This window comes from Caloranaerobacter longqiensis, from assembly GCF_050286925.1.
Taxonomy (GTDB): domain Bacteria; phylum Bacillota; class Clostridia; order Tissierellales; family Thermohalobacteraceae; genus Caloranaerobacter.
The window spans coordinates 43,544-61,574 of sequence record NZ_JBFWFX010000013.1 but is presented as its reverse complement, the minus strand read 5'-3'; the positions used below and the strand labels follow the sequence as shown (position 1 = coordinate 61,574).

The following is an 18,031-nucleotide window of genomic DNA, read 5'->3' as shown; positions in this document are numbered from 1 at the left end:
TTGAAGTTCTGCCACCATGATGCCCAACTTTTAAAACATCTGCCTTTAAATCATAACCTAGCTTTATCATTTCTTCTTCTGAATCCTTTTCAGCATCACCTGTAAAAATAAAAGAAGTATTTTTATAAGTTAATTTGTTAATTATTGAATATTCGTTAGTTTCATCATACTTTTCAGAATTTGGAGCAATTATTGTAAACTTCAAGTCATCTGTATCTATAATACTTAAACCACCTTTTGCTTGTATAATTTTTAGACCTTTATTTTTTATTTCTTTCAATAAGTTTTCAAATATTCTTGTATTACTCGTCTTATTTGGCATATATATTTTTCCAATATCAAAACTTTTTATAACTTCTGGTAATCCACCAATATGGTCTTCATGCGGATGAGTTGCAATAATATAATCAACCTTATTAATACCCATACTTTTTATGTATTCAACTACAAATTTCCCATCTTCTCTATTGCCACCGTCTATTAATGCAGCCTCACCATTTGGAAATTGTATAAGTATACTATCTGCCTGTCCAACATCAAGAAAATGAACTTTTAATAAATTATAACCGTTGTTTGGTATATTTTGATTCGATGCATCAACTCCAGTACAACCAGAAAGAAATACAAGCAATAAGATTAATAATAAAAATTTCATTTTTGTTGCTTTTATAAAATTCACTACTGTCATACCTCCCTAGATGCAAAATATTGTCATTTACTATTTAATCTCATTCTTCCATAATAACAGCAGCCTATAGCACCATTAAACTGAGGATAATCTAATGAAATTACTTCATCATAGTCATTTCTTAAATATTTTATTAATGCATTGTTACAAGCTACACCACCTGAAAGCACTAGCTTTCTACCTTTAAATCTTGTTAAAAGCGGTTTCAATCTCTTGTATAAAGAAAAATTAACACCAGAACATAGCGATTCTAAATTTACCCCTTCTGCAATTTTCCCTATTAGTTCAGATTCGGAAAAAACTGCACAAGTTGAATTAAGCTCAACTGGATCTTTATAATGTTTAAATAATTCATCTAAAGAAACCTCTAAAATATTAGCCATATTTTCTAAATATCTGCCACATGAAGCTGCACATTTGTCATTCAGCTCTAAATCACTTATAATTCCCTTTTCAACTTTCACAACTTTAACATCTTGACCACCAATGTCTAGTAAAATAAAATCTTTTAAACCACTCTGATAAATTGCACCATATACATGAGCCTTTATTTCATTAATAGGTTCAAACTTTCTTAAATCAGTATTGTTTCTACCATAACCTGTTGAAATCGCTATATCTACATCTTTGATATTAAGCTTTTGCAAATCTACTACTATCTTTCCATCAAAGCTGCAGTAATCTCTATAGAAAGACATTGTACTTACTTTAAACATTTTTGTTATCTTTTCATCTTCCATTAATGCAACCTTAACTTCTCTACTTCCTAAATCTATTCCTAAAATTCTCAACTTCAGCACCCCTTTAGGTCACTAAGCATATCTAAAAATGCTTCTATTCTAAATTTAGTTCTAGCATCTAGATGATTTAATTTATCACCTTCTATATTTAAAACTGGTATATCTAATTCTTTTTTTATAATAATATCTTCGATTGCTCTATAACAAAAAGCTTGAGTATAATGTATAACACCATCTATTTTTCTCTTCTTAATTTCTTCTTTTATCTTTTCTAATCTAAAATCAATATCATATGGATAAGTATAATCGTAATACTGCTCATAAATATCTTTAGCATTTTCAGCTCTTGGAAAAGCAAACTCCCTTTGAACTTCATTGTAAATTATATGTGAATCAAATTTTTCTACAAATTCATATAAATCACCAGTCATAGGTGGTACACCTATATATCCTAATCTTATTTTCCTCTTTACTGGACTTCTTTTTTCCATTTCATGCAACTTTTTTAATAACATTTCTTCAAATTCGTCTATATCCCCATTAAAATCACTCAAACTTACCTGATATAAATGATTTTCAAAGCCATTTACTTTTCCTTCTATATACGTAAGCTCATCTATCCTCTTTGCAATTTTTCTAATATCGTTTAATCTTTTTCTGATTAACTCAACTTGAGCTTCACAAACCCCAAATAAAGACATAAAATCTTTTATTGTTTTCTTTACATCACTTAAGCTATGACTATGCGGATATGCAAAAGGATATACTTTTATGCCCTTTTGTTTTAATACTTCTATCAACGCTTTAGTATTTGAACAATCTCCTTCTATTACACCTATTACTTCAGTAATCTTATTTTCCAAAACTGCCCCATAAATACCTTTTATCCAAGCACATGAACTTTTTGGAAAACCATCTTTTTCTGCTATCTCTATATATTTCCCATAATCCTCTGAAGTAATAAAAAGATTATTTAAGTCAATAACTCTGTATCCTGCAGCTAATAAAACTTCTATTGGTACGGTTGTAGTTATCCCTATTGTTTTCATCTTAAGTACCTCCTAAACAATTAAATCCAAAAAGCAAAAAGGGCATACCAAATGTTTTTTCCATCAAATCCTTAGAAACTTCCTTATTTTATATTTATAATAATTAATAGCTAAGCTATAACATATATCATAAATAATAAAAAATACTTGTAATAACAATATAATAAGCCATATTGGAAGTTTAATTTCTATATTACTAATAAATAAATTAATTGTAATTATATAAGTCGCATATACAAATAAATTGAATAAAACAATTTTTATTATCCATTCAATTAAAATATTATTTATTTTTTCAATATAATATTTTATTATTCCATAATAACCAAAATAAATAACATACGGTATCATGATTAGTTTGTTAGGTATAATTATAAATCCTAAAATAGAAATAGCTCCATAAGTTATTAATGAAAAGTAAGTTTTAAATTCTATTACAATAGCAGCAATAAAAACAGTACTCAAACAAAAGAAAAAAATTTTATTAGTAGGTAATATCGAAGCTAAATATAGATACAAAACAGATAATAATACAACAATACCACCTAGAGCTACTTTTTTTGACTTGCTTGAATTACTCATATTATTTGCCTCCATTAACAGCAAGTAATAAAATCTCCTCCCATACATTCACAACAGCAGTCAGTACATATTAAACATTGGCAAATTTCACAAAGAGAAGTATCTCCACCATAACCCATGTTTCGTCCTACATCTCTATAAGTTTCATTTCTAAAAGAAATATTATTTAATACATTTTTATATTCAATATTGTTTGGATCTAAATTAACAGCTTTTCTAACATGCTGATATCCCTGCTCATACCAACCTTTTCTCAATAATATTACGCCTTTTAAAAAATACCATTCCGCTCCTCTATTTGTACTGCTTTCTAATATATCATATGCTTCTTTAAGTCTTCCCATATCAATTAATCTGCGAACTTCATTAAATTCGTTATAACCATTACTTTCATGTCGATAGTAATTCCAGTTGTTACTATCTTCATTATTTCTATTTCTTTTATTCATAAGAATGTTATATGCTTCATTAATTTCTTTTAGTTTTTCTTCAGCAAGATCAGCAAGAGGGTTGTTAACATATTGGTCTGGGTGGTATTTTCTCACAAGTCTCTTATATGCTCTCTTTATTTCTTCTTCACTTGCACCTTCTTCAAGACCTAATACTTTATAAGGATTTTTCATTTTTTACAACTCCTTTTCTCAAGAATCTGTGTCATTTTCTGCCTTGTTCCCATATAAACTATATTTTCAATTATACTTTTATTATATTTTATATCAAGTAATTCGTAACTTTTTGCCAAATTATCTAGCGTAAATGTCAGAGTAAATTCTATAGGTTCTCTTACTCTATTCAAAAAGTTTTCTAATCCTTCTTTTGAATTATATTTATATTGCAAAAGGATAGGATTATAATTCCCCTGTTTAATATCTTTTTCAATATCATTAAAAGCATCTAATACGTAAATAAAGCGTCCTAAATTATACCCAAGCCATCTTAAAACTCTTATCGTCTTATCATTATTTATAAATGGAAAAGCTGCTATCTCTTCCATTAGCTTACCAAAAACGTCAGCACTCTCGTCAATAATATCACACTTTTCTTTTTCTAATTTTGCTAACTTATCCAAATTATTTTTAACAGCAAAATATTTATCTTTAAAAACGCATTTTGCTTTATTTTTGGGAAAAATAAAAGGTATCATACCCATTAAAGAAAGTAATTTTCTTTCATCTTTCCAATCATCTAACAATTTATAATAAACCAAAATAACACTAATATAAGCACTATAACTAAGATATTTATTTTTCACTACAATAGGCTTTTTCTTAAATGGATTGGCAATACAGCCTTCATATTTTATCTTGTCTTTCTTTTCGTCTAAAGATGATAATAAAAGACCTAAAAAAGTAAAATCATAATTTAGCCCAAATCTAACCACTTGATTAAATTCACTTCCAAGAGTCTTACATAATCCACAATAATATGCTTTAAATATGTTGTATTCTCTAACTTTTAATTCGTCTTTATATGGTGTTATATAGCCAAACAATTTATCCACTCTCTCTGTTTTTTTATCGCTTAATTAATATTTTAAAGTATGAAATAAGAAATAACAATATCTTGTCGAAAAATCTCCAATTATTTAAGAAATTGATTATAGTTTACTATTAGATGGCAATAATAGAATTGAAATTAAAATCGGAGGTAAGTTTATGAGAATACCAAAACATATTGGAATAATTCCTGATGGAAATAGAAGATGGGCCGTAAAAAAAGGCCTTTCAAAGGAAATGGGCTATGAAAAAGGTCTTGACCCCGGTATTAGAGTATTTGAATTATGTTCAAAAATTGGAGTTGGAGAACTTACATTTTATGGTTTTACTATGGATAATACCAAAAGACCTTCAATACAAACTAAAGCATTTACTAAAGCATGTATAAGAGCTGTAAAATTACTTGCAAATAAAGATGCTTCTTTATTAGTAGTTGGTAATACTGATTCTCCTATGTTCCCTAAAGAATTGCTGCCTTATACTAATAATAGAAAAACATTTGGCAAGGGAGGTATAAAAGTTAATTTCTTAGTTAACTATGGTTGGCAATGGGATATAAGAAATTTAATAAATCAGAAAAACATCTCCAATAATGTAATAGATTTATTACATTCAAAAGATATTTCAAGAATAGACCTTGTCATACGCTGGGGATGTAGAAAAAGATTAAGTGGTTTTTTACCTTTGCAAACAGTTTATTCAGACTTCTATTTCATTGATGATTACTGGCCCGATTTTAAAGAAGAGCACTTTTACCAAGCTCTTGAATGGTACGATAAACAGGACATAACATTAGGAGGATAAAATATAAGGCTTAACGAGATGTTAAGCCTATATTTTAACTTATTTATGGTTAATATCATTTACAGGAGTTAATGGTTTTTCATTGTTTAATACAGCTATTATGTTTTTTGCAGCTATTTTCGCCATATTATCTCTTGTATTAATAGTTGCACTACCTATATGTGGTACTAAAACGACGTTATCCATTTTCTTTAAATCTTCCTCTACTTCTGGTTCTTTTTCATAAACATCCAATCCCGCTCCCCAAATTTCTTTTTCTTTTAAAGCCTTCACTAGTGCTTTTTCGTCTACCACAGGCCCTCTAGCTGTATTTATTAGAATTGCTGTTTCTTTCATTAATTTAAATTCACGTTCTCCAATCATATGATAAGTTTCTTTTGTAAGTGGAACATGAAGAGAAATAAAGTCCGATTCTTTTAACAAAGTATCTTTATCAACCCACTTAGCATTAAACATTTTTTCCATTTCCTCATCTCTTTTTCTATTATGATACAAAATCTTCATCTCAAATCCAATACTCCTCTTAGCTAGCGTCTTGCCTATTCTACCAGCGCCAATTATACCTAAAGTCTTTCCAACCAAATCTTGCCCTAAAAAAAGAGTTGGAGACCAACATTTAAACTTTCCAGCTCTCGTATATTTATCAGCTTCAACTATTCTTCTTGCAACACTTAATAAAAGAGTCCAAGCTAAGTCAGCAGTCACATCTGATAGCACACCAGGAGTATTTGTAATAATAATACCTCTCTTTGTAGCCTCATCAACATCTATATTATTAAATCCTACTGCATAATTTGCAAATATTTTGACTCTTTTAGCTCTATCATATACTTCCTTATCAATCAAATCTGTCAATTGACATAATACAGCATCTTTATCTTCAATATTGGTTATTAATTCTTCTTTAGTTAAAGGTCTATCTTCCATATTGATTTCAACTTCAAAATACTGCTTTAGAAGATTAATTCCTATATCAGGTATTTTTCGTGTTATATAAACTTTTTTTCTTTCCACAAAACTTCCCCCTCTTACTTTTAATAGTTATAATTGCTTTACTTGATGTTCTTTTAATAACAAACTAAATATCTATTGCACTTTACTTAAATTATATTTCTCTATCTTCTTATATAATCCAACTCTACTAATCCCTAGAATTTTAGCAACTTTATTTTTATTCCAGTTATTCTCTTCTAAACATTCGAGAATAATTTCTTTCTCTATTTCTTCTATTATATTTTTTAAGCTCTTTTCTTCATAAAAATATTTCTTTGATCTATTTTTAGTTATTTTTTCTGGCAAATGTTCAGGCTTTATAATCAAATCTGAATCTAATAAATTTACTGCTCTTTCAATAACATTTTCTAACTCTCTAATATTTCCAGGCCAATCATAACTTTCAAGACATTTTATTGCATCATTTGAAATACCTTCTACATACTTTCCAAGTCTACTAGATACTTTTGCAAGAAGTTTTCTCGCAAGAATACCGATATCTTCTTTTCTTTCTCTTAAAGAAGGTATTTTAATAGACATCACATTAAGTCTAAAATAAAGGTCTTCTCTAAATAATCCCTGTTTTACAAGCATCTCCAAATCCTTATTTGTAGACGCTATTATTCTAACATCTATATTTCTTACAATATTTCCTCCTAATCTTTCAATCTCCTTTTCTTGAAGTACTCTTAAAAGTTTAGCCTGCATTTTGATAGACATATCGCCTATCTCATCAAGTAGAATTGTCCCCCCATTAGCTAATTCAAATTTCCCTTTCTTTCCACCTTTTTTAGCACCAGTAAACGCACCTTCTTCATATCCAAATAGTTCAGATTCAAGTAGTTCCTCTGGTATTGCAGCACAATTTATTCTAATAAACGGACCTAAATATCTTTTGCTAGCATTATGGATAGCGTGTGCAAAAAGCTCTTTTCCTGTGCCACTTTCTCCCGTAATCAAAACATTCGAATCTGTTTTTGCTACTTTCATAGCTAATTCTTTTACTGCTTGAATACTAGCACTACTGCCTATTATGTCTTTAAATGAATATTTTGCAGTTCTTTCTTTGTTTAATTCACTTTTATAATATTCTAATTCTTGTTCTAATCTGTTGACTTTATTACTCAAAGCAACTAAATCACTCACATCTTTAAACATAACTTTCCCAACAGCACCAATTACTTTCCCATTCTTTTTTATCGGAATACGCATAGCTACCATTTTATTACCTTGTACTTCTTGAATCTCGCCAATTTCCATTACTCCTGTTTTTAAAATAATATGCATTCTTGTATTTTCTATAACTTCAGTAACATGCTTACCTTCAGGGTTAGGATTACCAATAAATTCTTTATATGCTTTACTCATCATAGTAATTATTCCTTTTTCATCTACTACAACAACTCTTTCATTTAGTACATCTAAAATTGTATTAAGTATTTCTAAATGTACTTTATCTTCTTCAATTATTTTTATTAATTTACTATAATCTGTTACTTCACTAAATAAAGCTATTGCCCCTTCAATTTTTTTATCTTTAAACACAGGTATTTTGCTTAAAACAAATTTTCTTTCATTATATGTAAAATCATTCTCTAATTCTTTCTTTCCAGTTTCTAATACCCTATTGAGTTTAATACTTGATATAAAATCTTCTACTTCTTTCTTTTTTATAGTTTCAAACCCGAATATCCTTTTTGCAGCTTCATTAATTATAACAACATTGCCTAATTTATCTATTCCTATTACCGCATCAGTCATATTTTGAAAAATTTCTTTAATATAACTGTTTGCAAATTCCATTTTATCCTCACCTTTTTTATATGAATATAAAGCTTTGTTAAATTATATCATACTAGGCAATGTTATAACAAAACATTAGTATAACTTTATACTAAATTCACTACAGTAATTTTGCATTCTAAGGAACATTTATTACTGCTGACATTGGTAACATTTTATTTTCCCCTTCCTTTTCAACGTATAGAGTATTATTATTGTTAGTAAAGAAATAAAACTAATTAACATGCCAAAACATATAATACTTAATTTTAAAGATACTTTGCTGTTCATATAAGAAAACAGATATAAGCATAATGATACTAGCAATGTAGATAATAAATTAGAATAAGATAAATAAGTAACTCTTTTTTTTGAATTTATAGGAATGTAGTAATTTTTTTGAATTAAAAAAAATGGACCGTGCAACCCTCTTACTATCTGTTGTAAAGCTATAAAAAGCAAAACTAAAAATACACTATTTGATATGAAAATTCCTATAAAAGAAATTGTAATAAAAGTAGTTAATACTAACAAAGTAGTTAACTCATTTGAAGTCATTTTTAAAAATTTAGGGGCTGCATATGATGATAAAGAACATGTGATGTTAAAGAAAGCAAAAATCATGCCGAAATATTGAATATCAATATTTAGATTTTTAAATAAAGGTTGATAAGCAGTATATGAAACTCTTAAAGCTGCAAAAAATAAAGCACTTAATAAAAAAATTGGTGTTACATTAATTAATCCTTTTATGTTATTATGATTATATACAAACTTACCAATTTTATCTTTAGCAGCACTCATTTCTTGATTTGATAAATAAGTTTTATCATCATGTAATAGGAAAAATGTCGCTATAGAAATAACTATAAGTAATATTATATCAATTAAAACTGGTAAAGCTAAGTTTATTTTTGCTATAAAACCTGAAATTATTGAAGTAATAGTTAACATAACAAATGATATTGAATTTGATTTTGAATATATTTTTTGTAGTTTTTTTTCTTCATTTAGCTTTTTAAAACTTTCAAAGTATATTGCTTTTTCATTACCAGAACCTAATGGTATAAATACTCCAGAGATAATAATGCTAATTAATGCACCGATATATGAAGGAAAAAGTATTAATATAATCATTGATAATATTGTAAATACACGAGAAATTAATAAGGTTCTTTTTCTTCCAAATCTATCAGATAAATATCCACTTGGAACTTCAAATATTGCAACTAATAAAAATAAAATACTATCCAAAAATATAAATTGACTAAAAGACACACCAACATATTTTAAATAAAATATTACTAAAATTGGACTCATAAAATATTGAAAGCCTAATAAAGCTGATAAAAATATTAATTTAGAATGATCTTGTATTATTTTATTCATATCTATTCTCTCCTTAAAATAAAACTCCCTATCTTTTCATATTGCTTCAAAAGCTCATAAATTTTTATCAAATGATGCTCTTTAAACTCTATTATATATCTTTTACACATATTACTAAAATTCCTTTTTAATATATGAAAAAAGCCAATAGTTATAAAATTTAACTATTGGCTTTCCTTACACTACTATTCTTTTGATTTTTTTACAGCCTCTATTTCTTCAATTAATGCTGGAATTACCTTATTTACATCTCCAACAATACCAATATCAGCAACTTCAAATATAGGAGCTTCAGGATCTTTATTTATAGCAATAATAAAGTCTGATTCTTCCATTCCAGCTAAATGTTGAATAGCTCCTGAAATACCACATGCTATATATAAATCAGGTCTAACTGTCTTTCCAGTTTGTCCTACTTGATGCTCTCTATCAATCCATCCAGCATCAACTACTGCACGTGAAGCTGCAACTAATCCACCAAGCTTATCAGCAAGTTTTTTAAGTAATTCAAACTTCTCTGGGTTTCCAATACCTCTTCCACCTGCAACTAATACATTTGCTTCTTCAATTTTTATTTTCTGCTTTTTCTCTTTTACTATTTCCAATATTTCAACATTTACATCCTCTTTAGAAAAATTAACTTTAAATTCTTCAATCTTTCCAACTCTATTTTCATCTTTTTCAAACAATGGCATTACTCCAGGTCTTACTGTAGACATTTGAGGTCTATGGTCTGGGCAAACAATTGTAGCCATTAAATTCCCACCAAAAGCTGGTCTTGTCATTAAAAGATTTCTAGTTCCTTCTTCTATATCTAAAGAAGTACAGTCTGCTGTAAGTCCTGTATGTATTCTAGCTGAAACTCTAGGTGCTAAATCTCTACCTATTGCCGTAGCACCAATTAAAAATATTTCTGGCTTCCTTGATTTTATTACTTCTGTTAAAGCTTTAGTATAAGGTTCAGTCATATAAACATCTAATATTTCATCATCTATATAAATAACCTCATCAGCTCCATAATGAATTAAAGTATCTACTTTGTCTTTTATATTGTATCCAAGTATAACAGCCGTAACAGACTCACCTATTTTTTCTGCAAGCTCTCTACCCTTTCCAATCAACTCCAATGAAACTCTCTGAATTTCACCCTCTCTCTGCTCAACAAAAACATACACACCTCTAAATTCTTTAATATTCAAGGTACTCCCTCCTTAATCTATACCAAATTTAGATAAAAAACTTCTCCTTTAACTTTTCCACTATTATTTGTGCAGCCTCTTTTGGATCTACATCATATACTTTACCAGCTGTTTTTGCTCCCTTCGTAAAAGATTTCTTAACCTTTGTCGGAGAACCTTTTAAACCAATATTTGAAGGATCAACATCTATATCTTTTAAAGTCCATTTTATTATTTCTTTTTCTCTAAAAGCATCAAATACTCCACCTACAGACATATATCTAGGAGTATTCATCTCACTTAAAGTAGTTATTAAACAAGGCATTTTTACTCTAATTAAATGGTATCCATCTTCAAACATTCTCTTTAAAATTAATCTATCATTATCATTATCCAATTTTAAATCTGCTACATAACTGACTTGAGGAAGCCCTAGATGTTCTGCTATTTGAGGGCCAACTTGGGCAGTATCGCCGTCTATAGCCTGTCTTCCAGTAATTATCAAGTCATAATCCAACTTTCTTATAGCTGCTGCAAGTGTCGAGGATGTAGCCCAAGTATCTGCACCTGCAAACGCTCTATCACTTAATAATATTGCTCTATCTGCTCCCATTGCTAAAGCTTCCCTCAATGCTTTTTCTGCTTGTGGTGGCCCCATAGTCAATACTGTTACCTCGGCACCGATTTCATCTTTTAACCTCAAAGCTGCTTCTAATCCACTTTTATCATCTGGATTTATTATACTAGGTATACCTTCCCTTATTAATGTTCCTGTTATTGGGTCTAGTCTTACTTCAGTAGTATCAGGAACCTGTTTAATACAAACTATTATTTTCACCTTGAAACCCTCCTATCTTAACATACTAGCAGCAATAACCATTCTTTGAACTTCTGAAGTACCTTCATATATCTCAGTTATCTTTGCATCTCTCATCATTCTCTCAACTGGATATTCTCTTGTATATCCATAACCTCCATGCAACTGAACAGCTTTTGTCGTAACTTCCATTGCTGTTTCCGCTGCAAAGAGCTTAGCCATAGCTGCATATACACTATAGCTTTCATTATTGTCTTTAGCTTTCGCTGCTCTGTATACAAGTAATCTTGCTGCATCAGTTTTAGTCTGCATATCAGCCAAACTAAACTGTGTATTTTGAAATTTTGCCAAAGCTCTACCAAATTGTTTCCTTTCTTTTACATATTTAATAGTTTCATCAATCGCTCCCTGAGCAATACCCAAAGCTTGTGCTGCTATACCAATACGTCCACCGTCAAGTGTTTTCATAGCAATCTTAAATCCTTGTCCTTCTTTGCCAAGCAAATTTTCCTTAGGCACTCTACAATTTTCAAATATAAGCTCGCATGTAGAAGAACCTCTTATACCCATTTTCGCCTCTTTTTTTCCAACACTAAATCCTTCAAAACCTTTCTCTACAATAAAAGCTGATATTCCCTTAACCCCTTTATTCTTATCTGTCATTGCCATAACTATATATACATCTGCAAATCCAGCATTTGTTATGAAAATTTTTGAACCATTTAATATATAATAATCACCATCCAATACAGCTTTGGTCTGTTGTGCAGCTGCATCAGTACCTGCATTTGGCTCGGTTAATGCAAATGCCCCTAACTTTTCACCTTTAGCAAGTGGAACTAGATATTTTTGTTTCTGCTCCTCTGTCCCAAACTCAAATATAGGTGCTGCACATAAAGATGTATGTGCTGATATAATAACTCCAGTTGTAGCACATACTTTCGATATTTCTTCAACAGCCATAATGTAAGCTAAATTATCTCCACCTTGTCCACCATACTCTTTAGGAAATGGTATACCTAAAAAACCATACCTTGCTAATTTTTTTACTGTCTCTACTGGAAACATCTCTTTTTCGTCAACTTCTTCTGCAAGAGGTTTCACTTCTTTCTCAGCAAACTCTCTATACATTTCTCGTAACATTTCATGCTCTCTTGGAATACGAAAATCCATTCTTTACCCTCCTTTATATAATCGGACTAAATTTTGTTCTATTGTTAATATTTTAACTTAGTTAACTAAAAAAATTATCCGTTATTTGGAATAGCAATTTCTATGCCAATTTTCAAAAAAAATTTTAACACCTTAAAATCGAATATAAATTCCCTTATCTGCTAATAAACTAATATTTTAAAAGTTATTCTTTGAAAAAAATTTTTACACTTTATTCCCTTAATCTTATCAAACATAGATACTAAAACATTTTTCAAAAGTGTATATAAAGTTTACATGTAAACTTTATATACTGTTTTTCTATTCCCTTAGAAAAAAATAACCGTCTACCTCTAGTTAAAACTTAAGAGGTAGACGGCCAATTTTAAACTTTCAACCACATAAATTGATAAGGTTTAAGTGTAATTTCTATTATTCCATTAACTACATTAACATTTTCATTAGATATAAGGTCTCTTAAAACATTTACTTTCTCTAATCCATATTCTTTTAGCTCTATTTTAACTTTCTGCTCTTTATTTGATACGTTATTTAATACTATTATAGCTTCTTCATTATCTAAAGAAGTACGTACAAATGAAAATACAGATTCATTTGCAAAAATTACTTTTTGTTTTGCATTCGGATGGAATGCTTTCTCTGCTTTTCTTATTTTGATTAACTCCACATATTTGTTAAAAATCTTATTTCTTAACGTATTTTTGTCATTTAGTTCTTTTTCTAGATTTTCTAATAATAATTTCTCTCTATTGATTCTTCTATATATACCACTTTCTTTTACACCTTCATTGTAATTTCTTGAGCCTAATAAACTGTGTATATAAATTGCTGGTACTCCCATTAGCGATAGAAGTATAGCTTGTGAACCCATGAATCTTTTTATTTTAATGTCTTCTTCATCATCTGGATGTGAAAGTGCATCAAAATAATTTATATTGAGCTCATACGGACTCTTTGTTCCGTCTCCATTATCTTTATATGAAACATAACCACCATACTCTTTTGCTCTCTCTACCATTTCGTTTATTTCTTCTTCAGTTAAAATTCCTTTAGCTGGCATTACTCCTATGCCGTCATGTGATGCTAAGAAATTAAAAAATGTAGTTCTGTCAGATATTTGTTCTAACGAATCAGCCCATTTTAATAAATGGCTAGCATTACCTGTTTGATATGCATTTAATACTAATGGTGGCAGTGGAAACTGATAAACCATTTGAGCTTCATTATATCCATCACCAAAATAGCTTATATTATCTTTATGAGGTACATTTGTTTCTGTTATTAATATGGTTTCTGGTGCTACTATATCAAGTATGTCTCTAAATAATTGTATTACTTTATGAGTCTGCTCCAGATGAATGCAGTTTGTACCAATTTCCTTCCATAGGTATCCTATAGCATCCAATCTAAGCGTTTTAGCTCCTTTAGATACATAAAATAATATTAACTCAATTATTTTTAATAATACTTTTTCATTTTTAAAGTTTAAATCTATTTGGTCTTCACTAAAGGTTGTCCAGATATATTTCTCGCCTTCTGAAGTTTCAAACTTAGTAAGTAAAGGTAAGGCTCTTGGTCTAGTAACTTTTGAAAGTTCTGGACAAGGCTCTGTTTCTATAAAAAAGTTTTTGTATTCTTCTTCTCCTTTTAAATATCCTTGGAACCATTCACTTTTTGCTGAAATATGATTTATAACCGCATCAAACATTAAGTTAAAATCTTTAGACATACTTTCTATATCATCCCAATTGCCTAACTCAGGATTTACTTTAAAATAGTCAATAACTGAAAATCCGTCATCTGATGAATATGGATAAAAAGGAAGTATATGCACATTTGTTATTATTCCTTTTAAATACTTATTTAAAAACTCATGTAATGTTTTAAGAGCAACTTTTCCTTCTTCTTTTATGTTATCTCCGTAGGTAATTAAGAAAACATCTTTCTCATCAACCCACTCTTTATCTGAATCATTGCAGATATTATTTTGATATCTTTCAATTAACTCCATTATATTTTCAAAAATCTTGTTGCTTTTCTCTTTGCCGTATAAAAATATAAGTTTATCCAATGTACTCTTCTTTTTTTCTTCTATAATATTATTTTTCATATAATTTCACCTCATTTTACTGGATTAAGTGTTATATCTTGCTTGCTTAAACAATCAAAAAAGTCTTGAAAGTATTTTTTCTAAACTCTTATATGAAAAATATTCCTTACCTAGTTCAAAATTTTCTTCACCAAACTTACTTCTATACTCACCATTTGTAAGTAATTCTATACATTCCTTAGCTGCTTTTTTAATGATATTTTCATCAATACTTACAAGTCCATTATCTTCTACAACATGTGTATCGCCTAGAGATACAATATTAAACCCTTTTTCTTTTATATCTGTTTTGTAAACTGGATATTCATATACAAGCATAGGTACTTTTGCAAATAACCCTTCTAAAAATTGGTTGCCCCAGCCTTCTAAAATACTTGGATAAGTTATAAGATCTGCAAATACATATGCATCCCACAACGAATAACATTTCTTTCCGTCTATTTCGCATCTTGAATGCTCTATAACATCATTAATAAATAGAAGTTCTACATTTTTCTTATATGCTCTTTCCTTAAGCAATTCAACATATTTACCTTCTGATTCAGGAAGCCCTGCTAGCACAAGTACGATTCTGTTTTCTTCATCAAATTTTCTTCCATCAAACAAACCTTTCTTAAATAATTCCTTTAAATTTTCTTCCTTCTTAAGCTCACTAACAACATCTATCGCAAGTTCTATAGCCTTTCTTTCAGTTATTCGTGTAGCCTGTAAAACTAATATATCATTATCTTTCAAACCAATACTCTTTCTAAAATCTTTATTATACTCATCAACTTTCCAAGAAGGAACATCAAAATCGAATACATTTGGTACTATTGTTACATCTAATCCCTTTCTCTTTTTAATCTCTTCTTTTGCAATTTCATTAATGACAACATGTTTTATTAAATTATGCTTAGGAGGAAAATATTCCTCTAAAATTTCCTCTACAAATTTGCAAGTAGGTTTAGAATATCTCTCTCTTTCCCAATAAAAATCATGATGGTGCGCTACACATTTTACACCCATTTCTTTTACAACATTATTTATCGCAATTGCTGCTGGTATACCCCAGCCTAGTGACCAAATATTATTAGGAACTAAAACATCTATTTTATATTCTTCAATAAATTTCTTTAAACCATCCTCAATTTTTTTAGCGAATTCCATAATCTCTTTTTTTAAATCTTCCTCATCTTTATAGTCCACAAGACTATCGTAAGCATTTCTTACAAATTTATCATTTAATTCGTGTTTATAATGCAGTTCTGGGATTACATAACCTTCAGTTGTTCCTAGACTTCCAGCTAATAAATAAACATTATGACCCATTTTTTCTAAAACTTTTTTCCACTTCTCCATCTCTAATGAAACTCCATCTGTTTCCCCAACCCTGAAATGACATAATGCTATATTCAAAGTAATACCTCCTCAAAAATTAACCTTTTACTGAACCTGACATAATACCTTTAACAAAATACTTCTGCAACAATAAGAAAATTATAACTACTGGTAATATAGTTAAAACATTAGCTGCCATTATTTGAGACCAAGGTATTGCAACAGTTTCTTTTGACAGCATACCAAGTCTCAACGGTAATGTATATTTTTCTGGACTCTTTAACAAAACTAATGGCATTGTAAATGAGTTCCAGTTGTTAACAAACTCAATTATTGCTAATGAAGTTATAGCAGGTTTTAATAAAGGCAAAATTATTGTAAAGAAAATTTTAAATTCACCACAACCATCTATCCTTGCGGCTTCAATTAGTGCATCCGGTATATCTTCAATATATTGTTTCATAAAGAAAATTCCAAACACCGTTACTCCAAATGGAAATATCAAGCTAATAAGTTTGTCATACATTCCTAACTTAGTTATTATAAAAAATAATGGTAATAGTAAAACTGTAGCTGGTATAGTCATTGTTCCAATTAGTACTGTCATAAGGAACTTTCTACCTATAAACTTCTTCTTTGCAAATGCATAACCAGCCATAGTTGAAAAAATAACTATTAATACAGTAGTTGATATTGAAACTATTATCGAATTTAAGAATGTCCTTGTAAAATGCAGATACTTCCACACATAAGGAAAGTTTTTTAAATTTATTTGATGCGGCCAAAATGTCGGTGGAAACATTGTAATCTCCGCATCTGTTTTTAAGCTTGATACAATAAGCCAATATAGAGGTACTAAAAATATTATTGTTAATATATAAAGAGAAACTTTAGCATAAAATTCCTTTTTCCTTTTCATAGTAACACCTCTAATAATCTAGTTTTTTTGAATTAATTTTATTTTGAGTTAAGCTTATAATTACTACTACAACAAACAATATATATGACATAGCTGAAGCCTTACCTATATGAAAATATTTAAATGCTTCGTTGTATATTAAAAAAGGTATCGTAATTGTTGAATCTGCAGGACCTCCACCTGTCATTACAAATATCTCTTGGAACACATTGAAACAGTTTATTAAAAGTAAAATAAATACAACCATTGTTATTCTTCTTAACAGTGGCCAAGTAATAGTACGAAATTGCTGAAAAGTCGATGCTCCGTCAATATCTGCTGCTTCATATAAGCTTTTAGGTATATTCTGAAGTCCTGCAAGGTATATAAGCATAAAATAACCTATTCTTCTCCAAGATGACATAATAGCAATTATTGGCATAGCTAATTTTGTATCTGATAACCAATTAGGACCTTTTATATTTAATAAATTTAATACACCATTCACTAAGCCTTTGTCCCCGTTAAACAACATCATAAAAATTAAACTGGCACTTATTATTGAAATAACATATGGTATAAAAAATACTGTTCTTATAAAATTAATTCCCTTAATTTTTCTATCAAGTAAAACTGCTAAAGCTACTGAACAAAACATAGTTAATGGAATAAAAATAATACTAAAATATAATGTATTGACAACACTCTTTAAGAAAAGATGATCTTTAAATGTTAGCAAATAATTTTTAAATCCTATCCATTTCCCCGGTACTTCAAACAGCCCACTATTTCTTAGCATCAATGGCTTTACATCTTTAAAACTTGAAACTAGCGACCAAATAGCAGGATATAAAATAAACATTGTAACTATTATCATTGCAGGAAGAATAAAAAGATAAGCTGACCAATCATTTTTCTTCAATTTCCATTTTAAAGTTTCTAATTTAAATGCTTTCTTCATAATCTCACCTTCCTTATTTGAAAAACCAATAAGCAAATCAAAAGAGACACA

17 protein-coding genes are annotated in these 18,031 nt (G+C 29.1%); 1 reads left to right on the top strand and 16 read right to left on the bottom strand.

Translation table 11 applies throughout. The features are described from left to right. From AB4Y15_RS10615 to AB4Y15_RS10590, 6 genes are all read right to left on the bottom strand, one after another. Positions 1-679: MBL fold metallo-hydrolase (locus AB4Y15_RS10615; RefSeq protein WP_427340328.1), on the bottom strand; the 679-nt coding region annotated here is incomplete at its 3' end. 32 nt (positions 680-711) lie between these two features. Further along, complete coding sequence (locus tag AB4Y15_RS10610; protein ID WP_427340327.1) at positions 712-1,479, bottom strand: acyl-CoA dehydratase activase; 768 nt, start codon at positions 1,477-1,479, stop codon at positions 712-714. A 2-nt stretch (positions 1,480-1,481) separates the two neighbouring features. Beyond that, entirely contained in the window at positions 1,482-2,477 is a 996-nt protein-coding gene (locus AB4Y15_RS10605; protein ID WP_427340326.1) for a 2-hydroxyacyl-CoA dehydratase family protein, read from the bottom strand. 63 nt (positions 2,478-2,540) lie between these two features. Next, positions 2,541-3,059, bottom strand: coding sequence for a hypothetical protein (locus AB4Y15_RS10600; protein WP_427340325.1), 519 nt, complete (start codon positions 3,057-3,059; stop codon positions 2,541-2,543). A gap of 14 nt (positions 3,060-3,073) precedes the next feature. Continuing rightward, the gene (locus AB4Y15_RS10595) at positions 3,074-3,682 is read right to left on the bottom strand and encodes a J domain-containing protein (RefSeq protein ID WP_427340324.1); all 609 of its coding nucleotides are present in this window, start codon (positions 3,680-3,682) and stop codon (positions 3,074-3,076) included. Beyond that, complete coding sequence (locus AB4Y15_RS10590) at positions 3,679-4,560, bottom strand: DUF5685 family protein (RefSeq protein WP_427340323.1); 882 nt, start codon at positions 4,558-4,560, stop codon at positions 3,679-3,681. The genes AB4Y15_RS10595 and AB4Y15_RS10590 overlap by 4 nt, the downstream gene beginning before the upstream one ends. Before the next feature lie 154 nt (positions 4,561-4,714). Here AB4Y15_RS10590 and uppS point away from each other — a divergent pair, with 154 nt between their 5' ends. Beyond that, a complete protein-coding gene (gene uppS / locus AB4Y15_RS10585) occupies positions 4,715-5,359 on the top strand; it encodes a polyprenyl diphosphate synthase (RefSeq protein ID WP_427340322.1) in 645 nt (214 codons plus the stop codon). Positions 5,360-5,398: 39 nt separating this feature from the next. Here the strand turns inward: uppS and AB4Y15_RS10580 are convergent, their stop codons facing one another. The 10 genes from AB4Y15_RS10580 to AB4Y15_RS10535 form a co-directional block, all read right to left on the bottom strand. Beyond that, the gene (locus AB4Y15_RS10580) at positions 5,399-6,373 is read right to left on the bottom strand and encodes a 2-hydroxyacid dehydrogenase (protein WP_427340321.1); all 975 of its coding nucleotides are present in this window, start codon (positions 6,371-6,373) and stop codon (positions 5,399-5,401) included. A gap of 72 nt (positions 6,374-6,445) precedes the next feature. Next, entirely contained in the window at positions 6,446-8,155 is a 1,710-nt protein-coding gene (locus tag AB4Y15_RS10575; RefSeq protein ID WP_427340320.1) for a sigma-54 interaction domain-containing protein, read from the bottom strand. A 132-nt stretch (positions 8,156-8,287) separates the two neighbouring features. Beyond that, a complete protein-coding gene (locus AB4Y15_RS10570; RefSeq protein ID WP_427340319.1) occupies positions 8,288-9,523 on the bottom strand; it encodes an MFS transporter in 1,236 nt (411 codons plus the stop codon). Between the two features lie 185 nt (positions 9,524-9,708). Continuing rightward, positions 9,709-10,716, bottom strand: a complete 1,008-nt coding sequence (locus AB4Y15_RS10565; RefSeq protein ID WP_427340330.1) for an electron transfer flavoprotein subunit alpha/FixB family protein — start codon at positions 10,714-10,716, stop codon at positions 9,709-9,711. A gap of 34 nt (positions 10,717-10,750) precedes the next feature. After that, positions 10,751-11,539: an electron transfer flavoprotein subunit beta gene (locus tag AB4Y15_RS10560; protein WP_427340318.1), complete on the bottom strand. Its 789-nt coding sequence runs from the start codon at positions 11,537-11,539 to the stop codon at positions 10,751-10,753. A gap of 12 nt (positions 11,540-11,551) precedes the next feature. Then, entirely contained in the window at positions 11,552-12,691 is a 1,140-nt protein-coding gene (locus tag AB4Y15_RS10555; protein WP_427340317.1) for an acyl-CoA dehydrogenase, read from the bottom strand. A 364-nt stretch (positions 12,692-13,055) separates the two neighbouring features. After that, positions 13,056-14,801 (bottom strand): alpha-amylase family glycosyl hydrolase, encoded by a 1,746-nt coding sequence (locus AB4Y15_RS10550; protein ID WP_427340316.1) that lies wholly within the window; start codon positions 14,799-14,801, stop codon positions 13,056-13,058. Between the two features lie 54 nt (positions 14,802-14,855). Next, a complete protein-coding gene (locus AB4Y15_RS10545; protein WP_427340315.1) occupies positions 14,856-16,199 on the bottom strand; it encodes a glycosyltransferase in 1,344 nt (447 codons plus the stop codon). A gap of 19 nt (positions 16,200-16,218) precedes the next feature. Beyond that, a complete protein-coding gene (locus AB4Y15_RS10540) occupies positions 16,219-17,040 on the bottom strand; it encodes a carbohydrate ABC transporter permease (protein ID WP_427340314.1) in 822 nt (273 codons plus the stop codon). A 10-nt stretch (positions 17,041-17,050) separates the two neighbouring features. After that, a complete protein-coding gene (locus AB4Y15_RS10535; RefSeq protein ID WP_427340313.1) occupies positions 17,051-17,980 on the bottom strand; it encodes a carbohydrate ABC transporter permease in 930 nt (309 codons plus the stop codon). Positions 17,981-18,031: the final 51 nt, after the last annotated feature.

What these genes read in the sequence shown, in the direction of transcription:
- AB4Y15_RS10605 (WP_427340326.1), bottom strand. Translation starts at nt 2,477, where the DNA reads ATGAAAACAATAGGGATAACTACAACCGTACCAATAGAAGTTTTATTA.
- AB4Y15_RS10600 (WP_427340325.1), bottom strand. Translation starts at nt 3,059, where the DNA reads ATGAGTAATTCAAGCAAGTCAAAAAAAGTAGCTCTAGGTGGTATTGTT.
- AB4Y15_RS10595 (WP_427340324.1), bottom strand. Translation starts at nt 3,682, where the DNA reads ATGAAAAATCCTTATAAAGTATTAGGTCTTGAAGAAGGTGCAAGTGAA.
- uppS (WP_427340322.1), top strand. Translation starts at nt 4,715, where the DNA reads ATGAGAATACCAAAACATATTGGAATAATTCCTGATGGAAATAGAAGA.
- AB4Y15_RS10575 (WP_427340320.1), bottom strand. Translation starts at nt 8,155, where the DNA reads ATGGAATTTGCAAACAGTTATATTAAAGAAATTTTTCAAAATATGACT.
- AB4Y15_RS10570 (WP_427340319.1), bottom strand. Translation starts at nt 9,523, where the DNA reads ATGAATAAAATAATACAAGATCATTCTAAATTAATATTTTTATCAGCT.
- AB4Y15_RS10555 (WP_427340317.1), bottom strand. Translation starts at nt 12,691, where the DNA reads ATGGATTTTCGTATTCCAAGAGAGCATGAAATGTTACGAGAAATGTAT.
- AB4Y15_RS10550 (WP_427340316.1), bottom strand. Translation starts at nt 14,801, where the DNA reads ATGAAAAATAATATTATAGAAGAAAAAAAGAAGAGTACATTGGATAAA.
- AB4Y15_RS10540 (WP_427340314.1), bottom strand. Translation starts at nt 17,040, where the DNA reads ATGAAAAGGAAAAAGGAATTTTATGCTAAAGTTTCTCTTTATATATTA.
- AB4Y15_RS10535 (WP_427340313.1), bottom strand. Translation starts at nt 17,980, where the DNA reads ATGAAGAAAGCATTTAAATTAGAAACTTTAAAATGGAAATTGAAGAAA.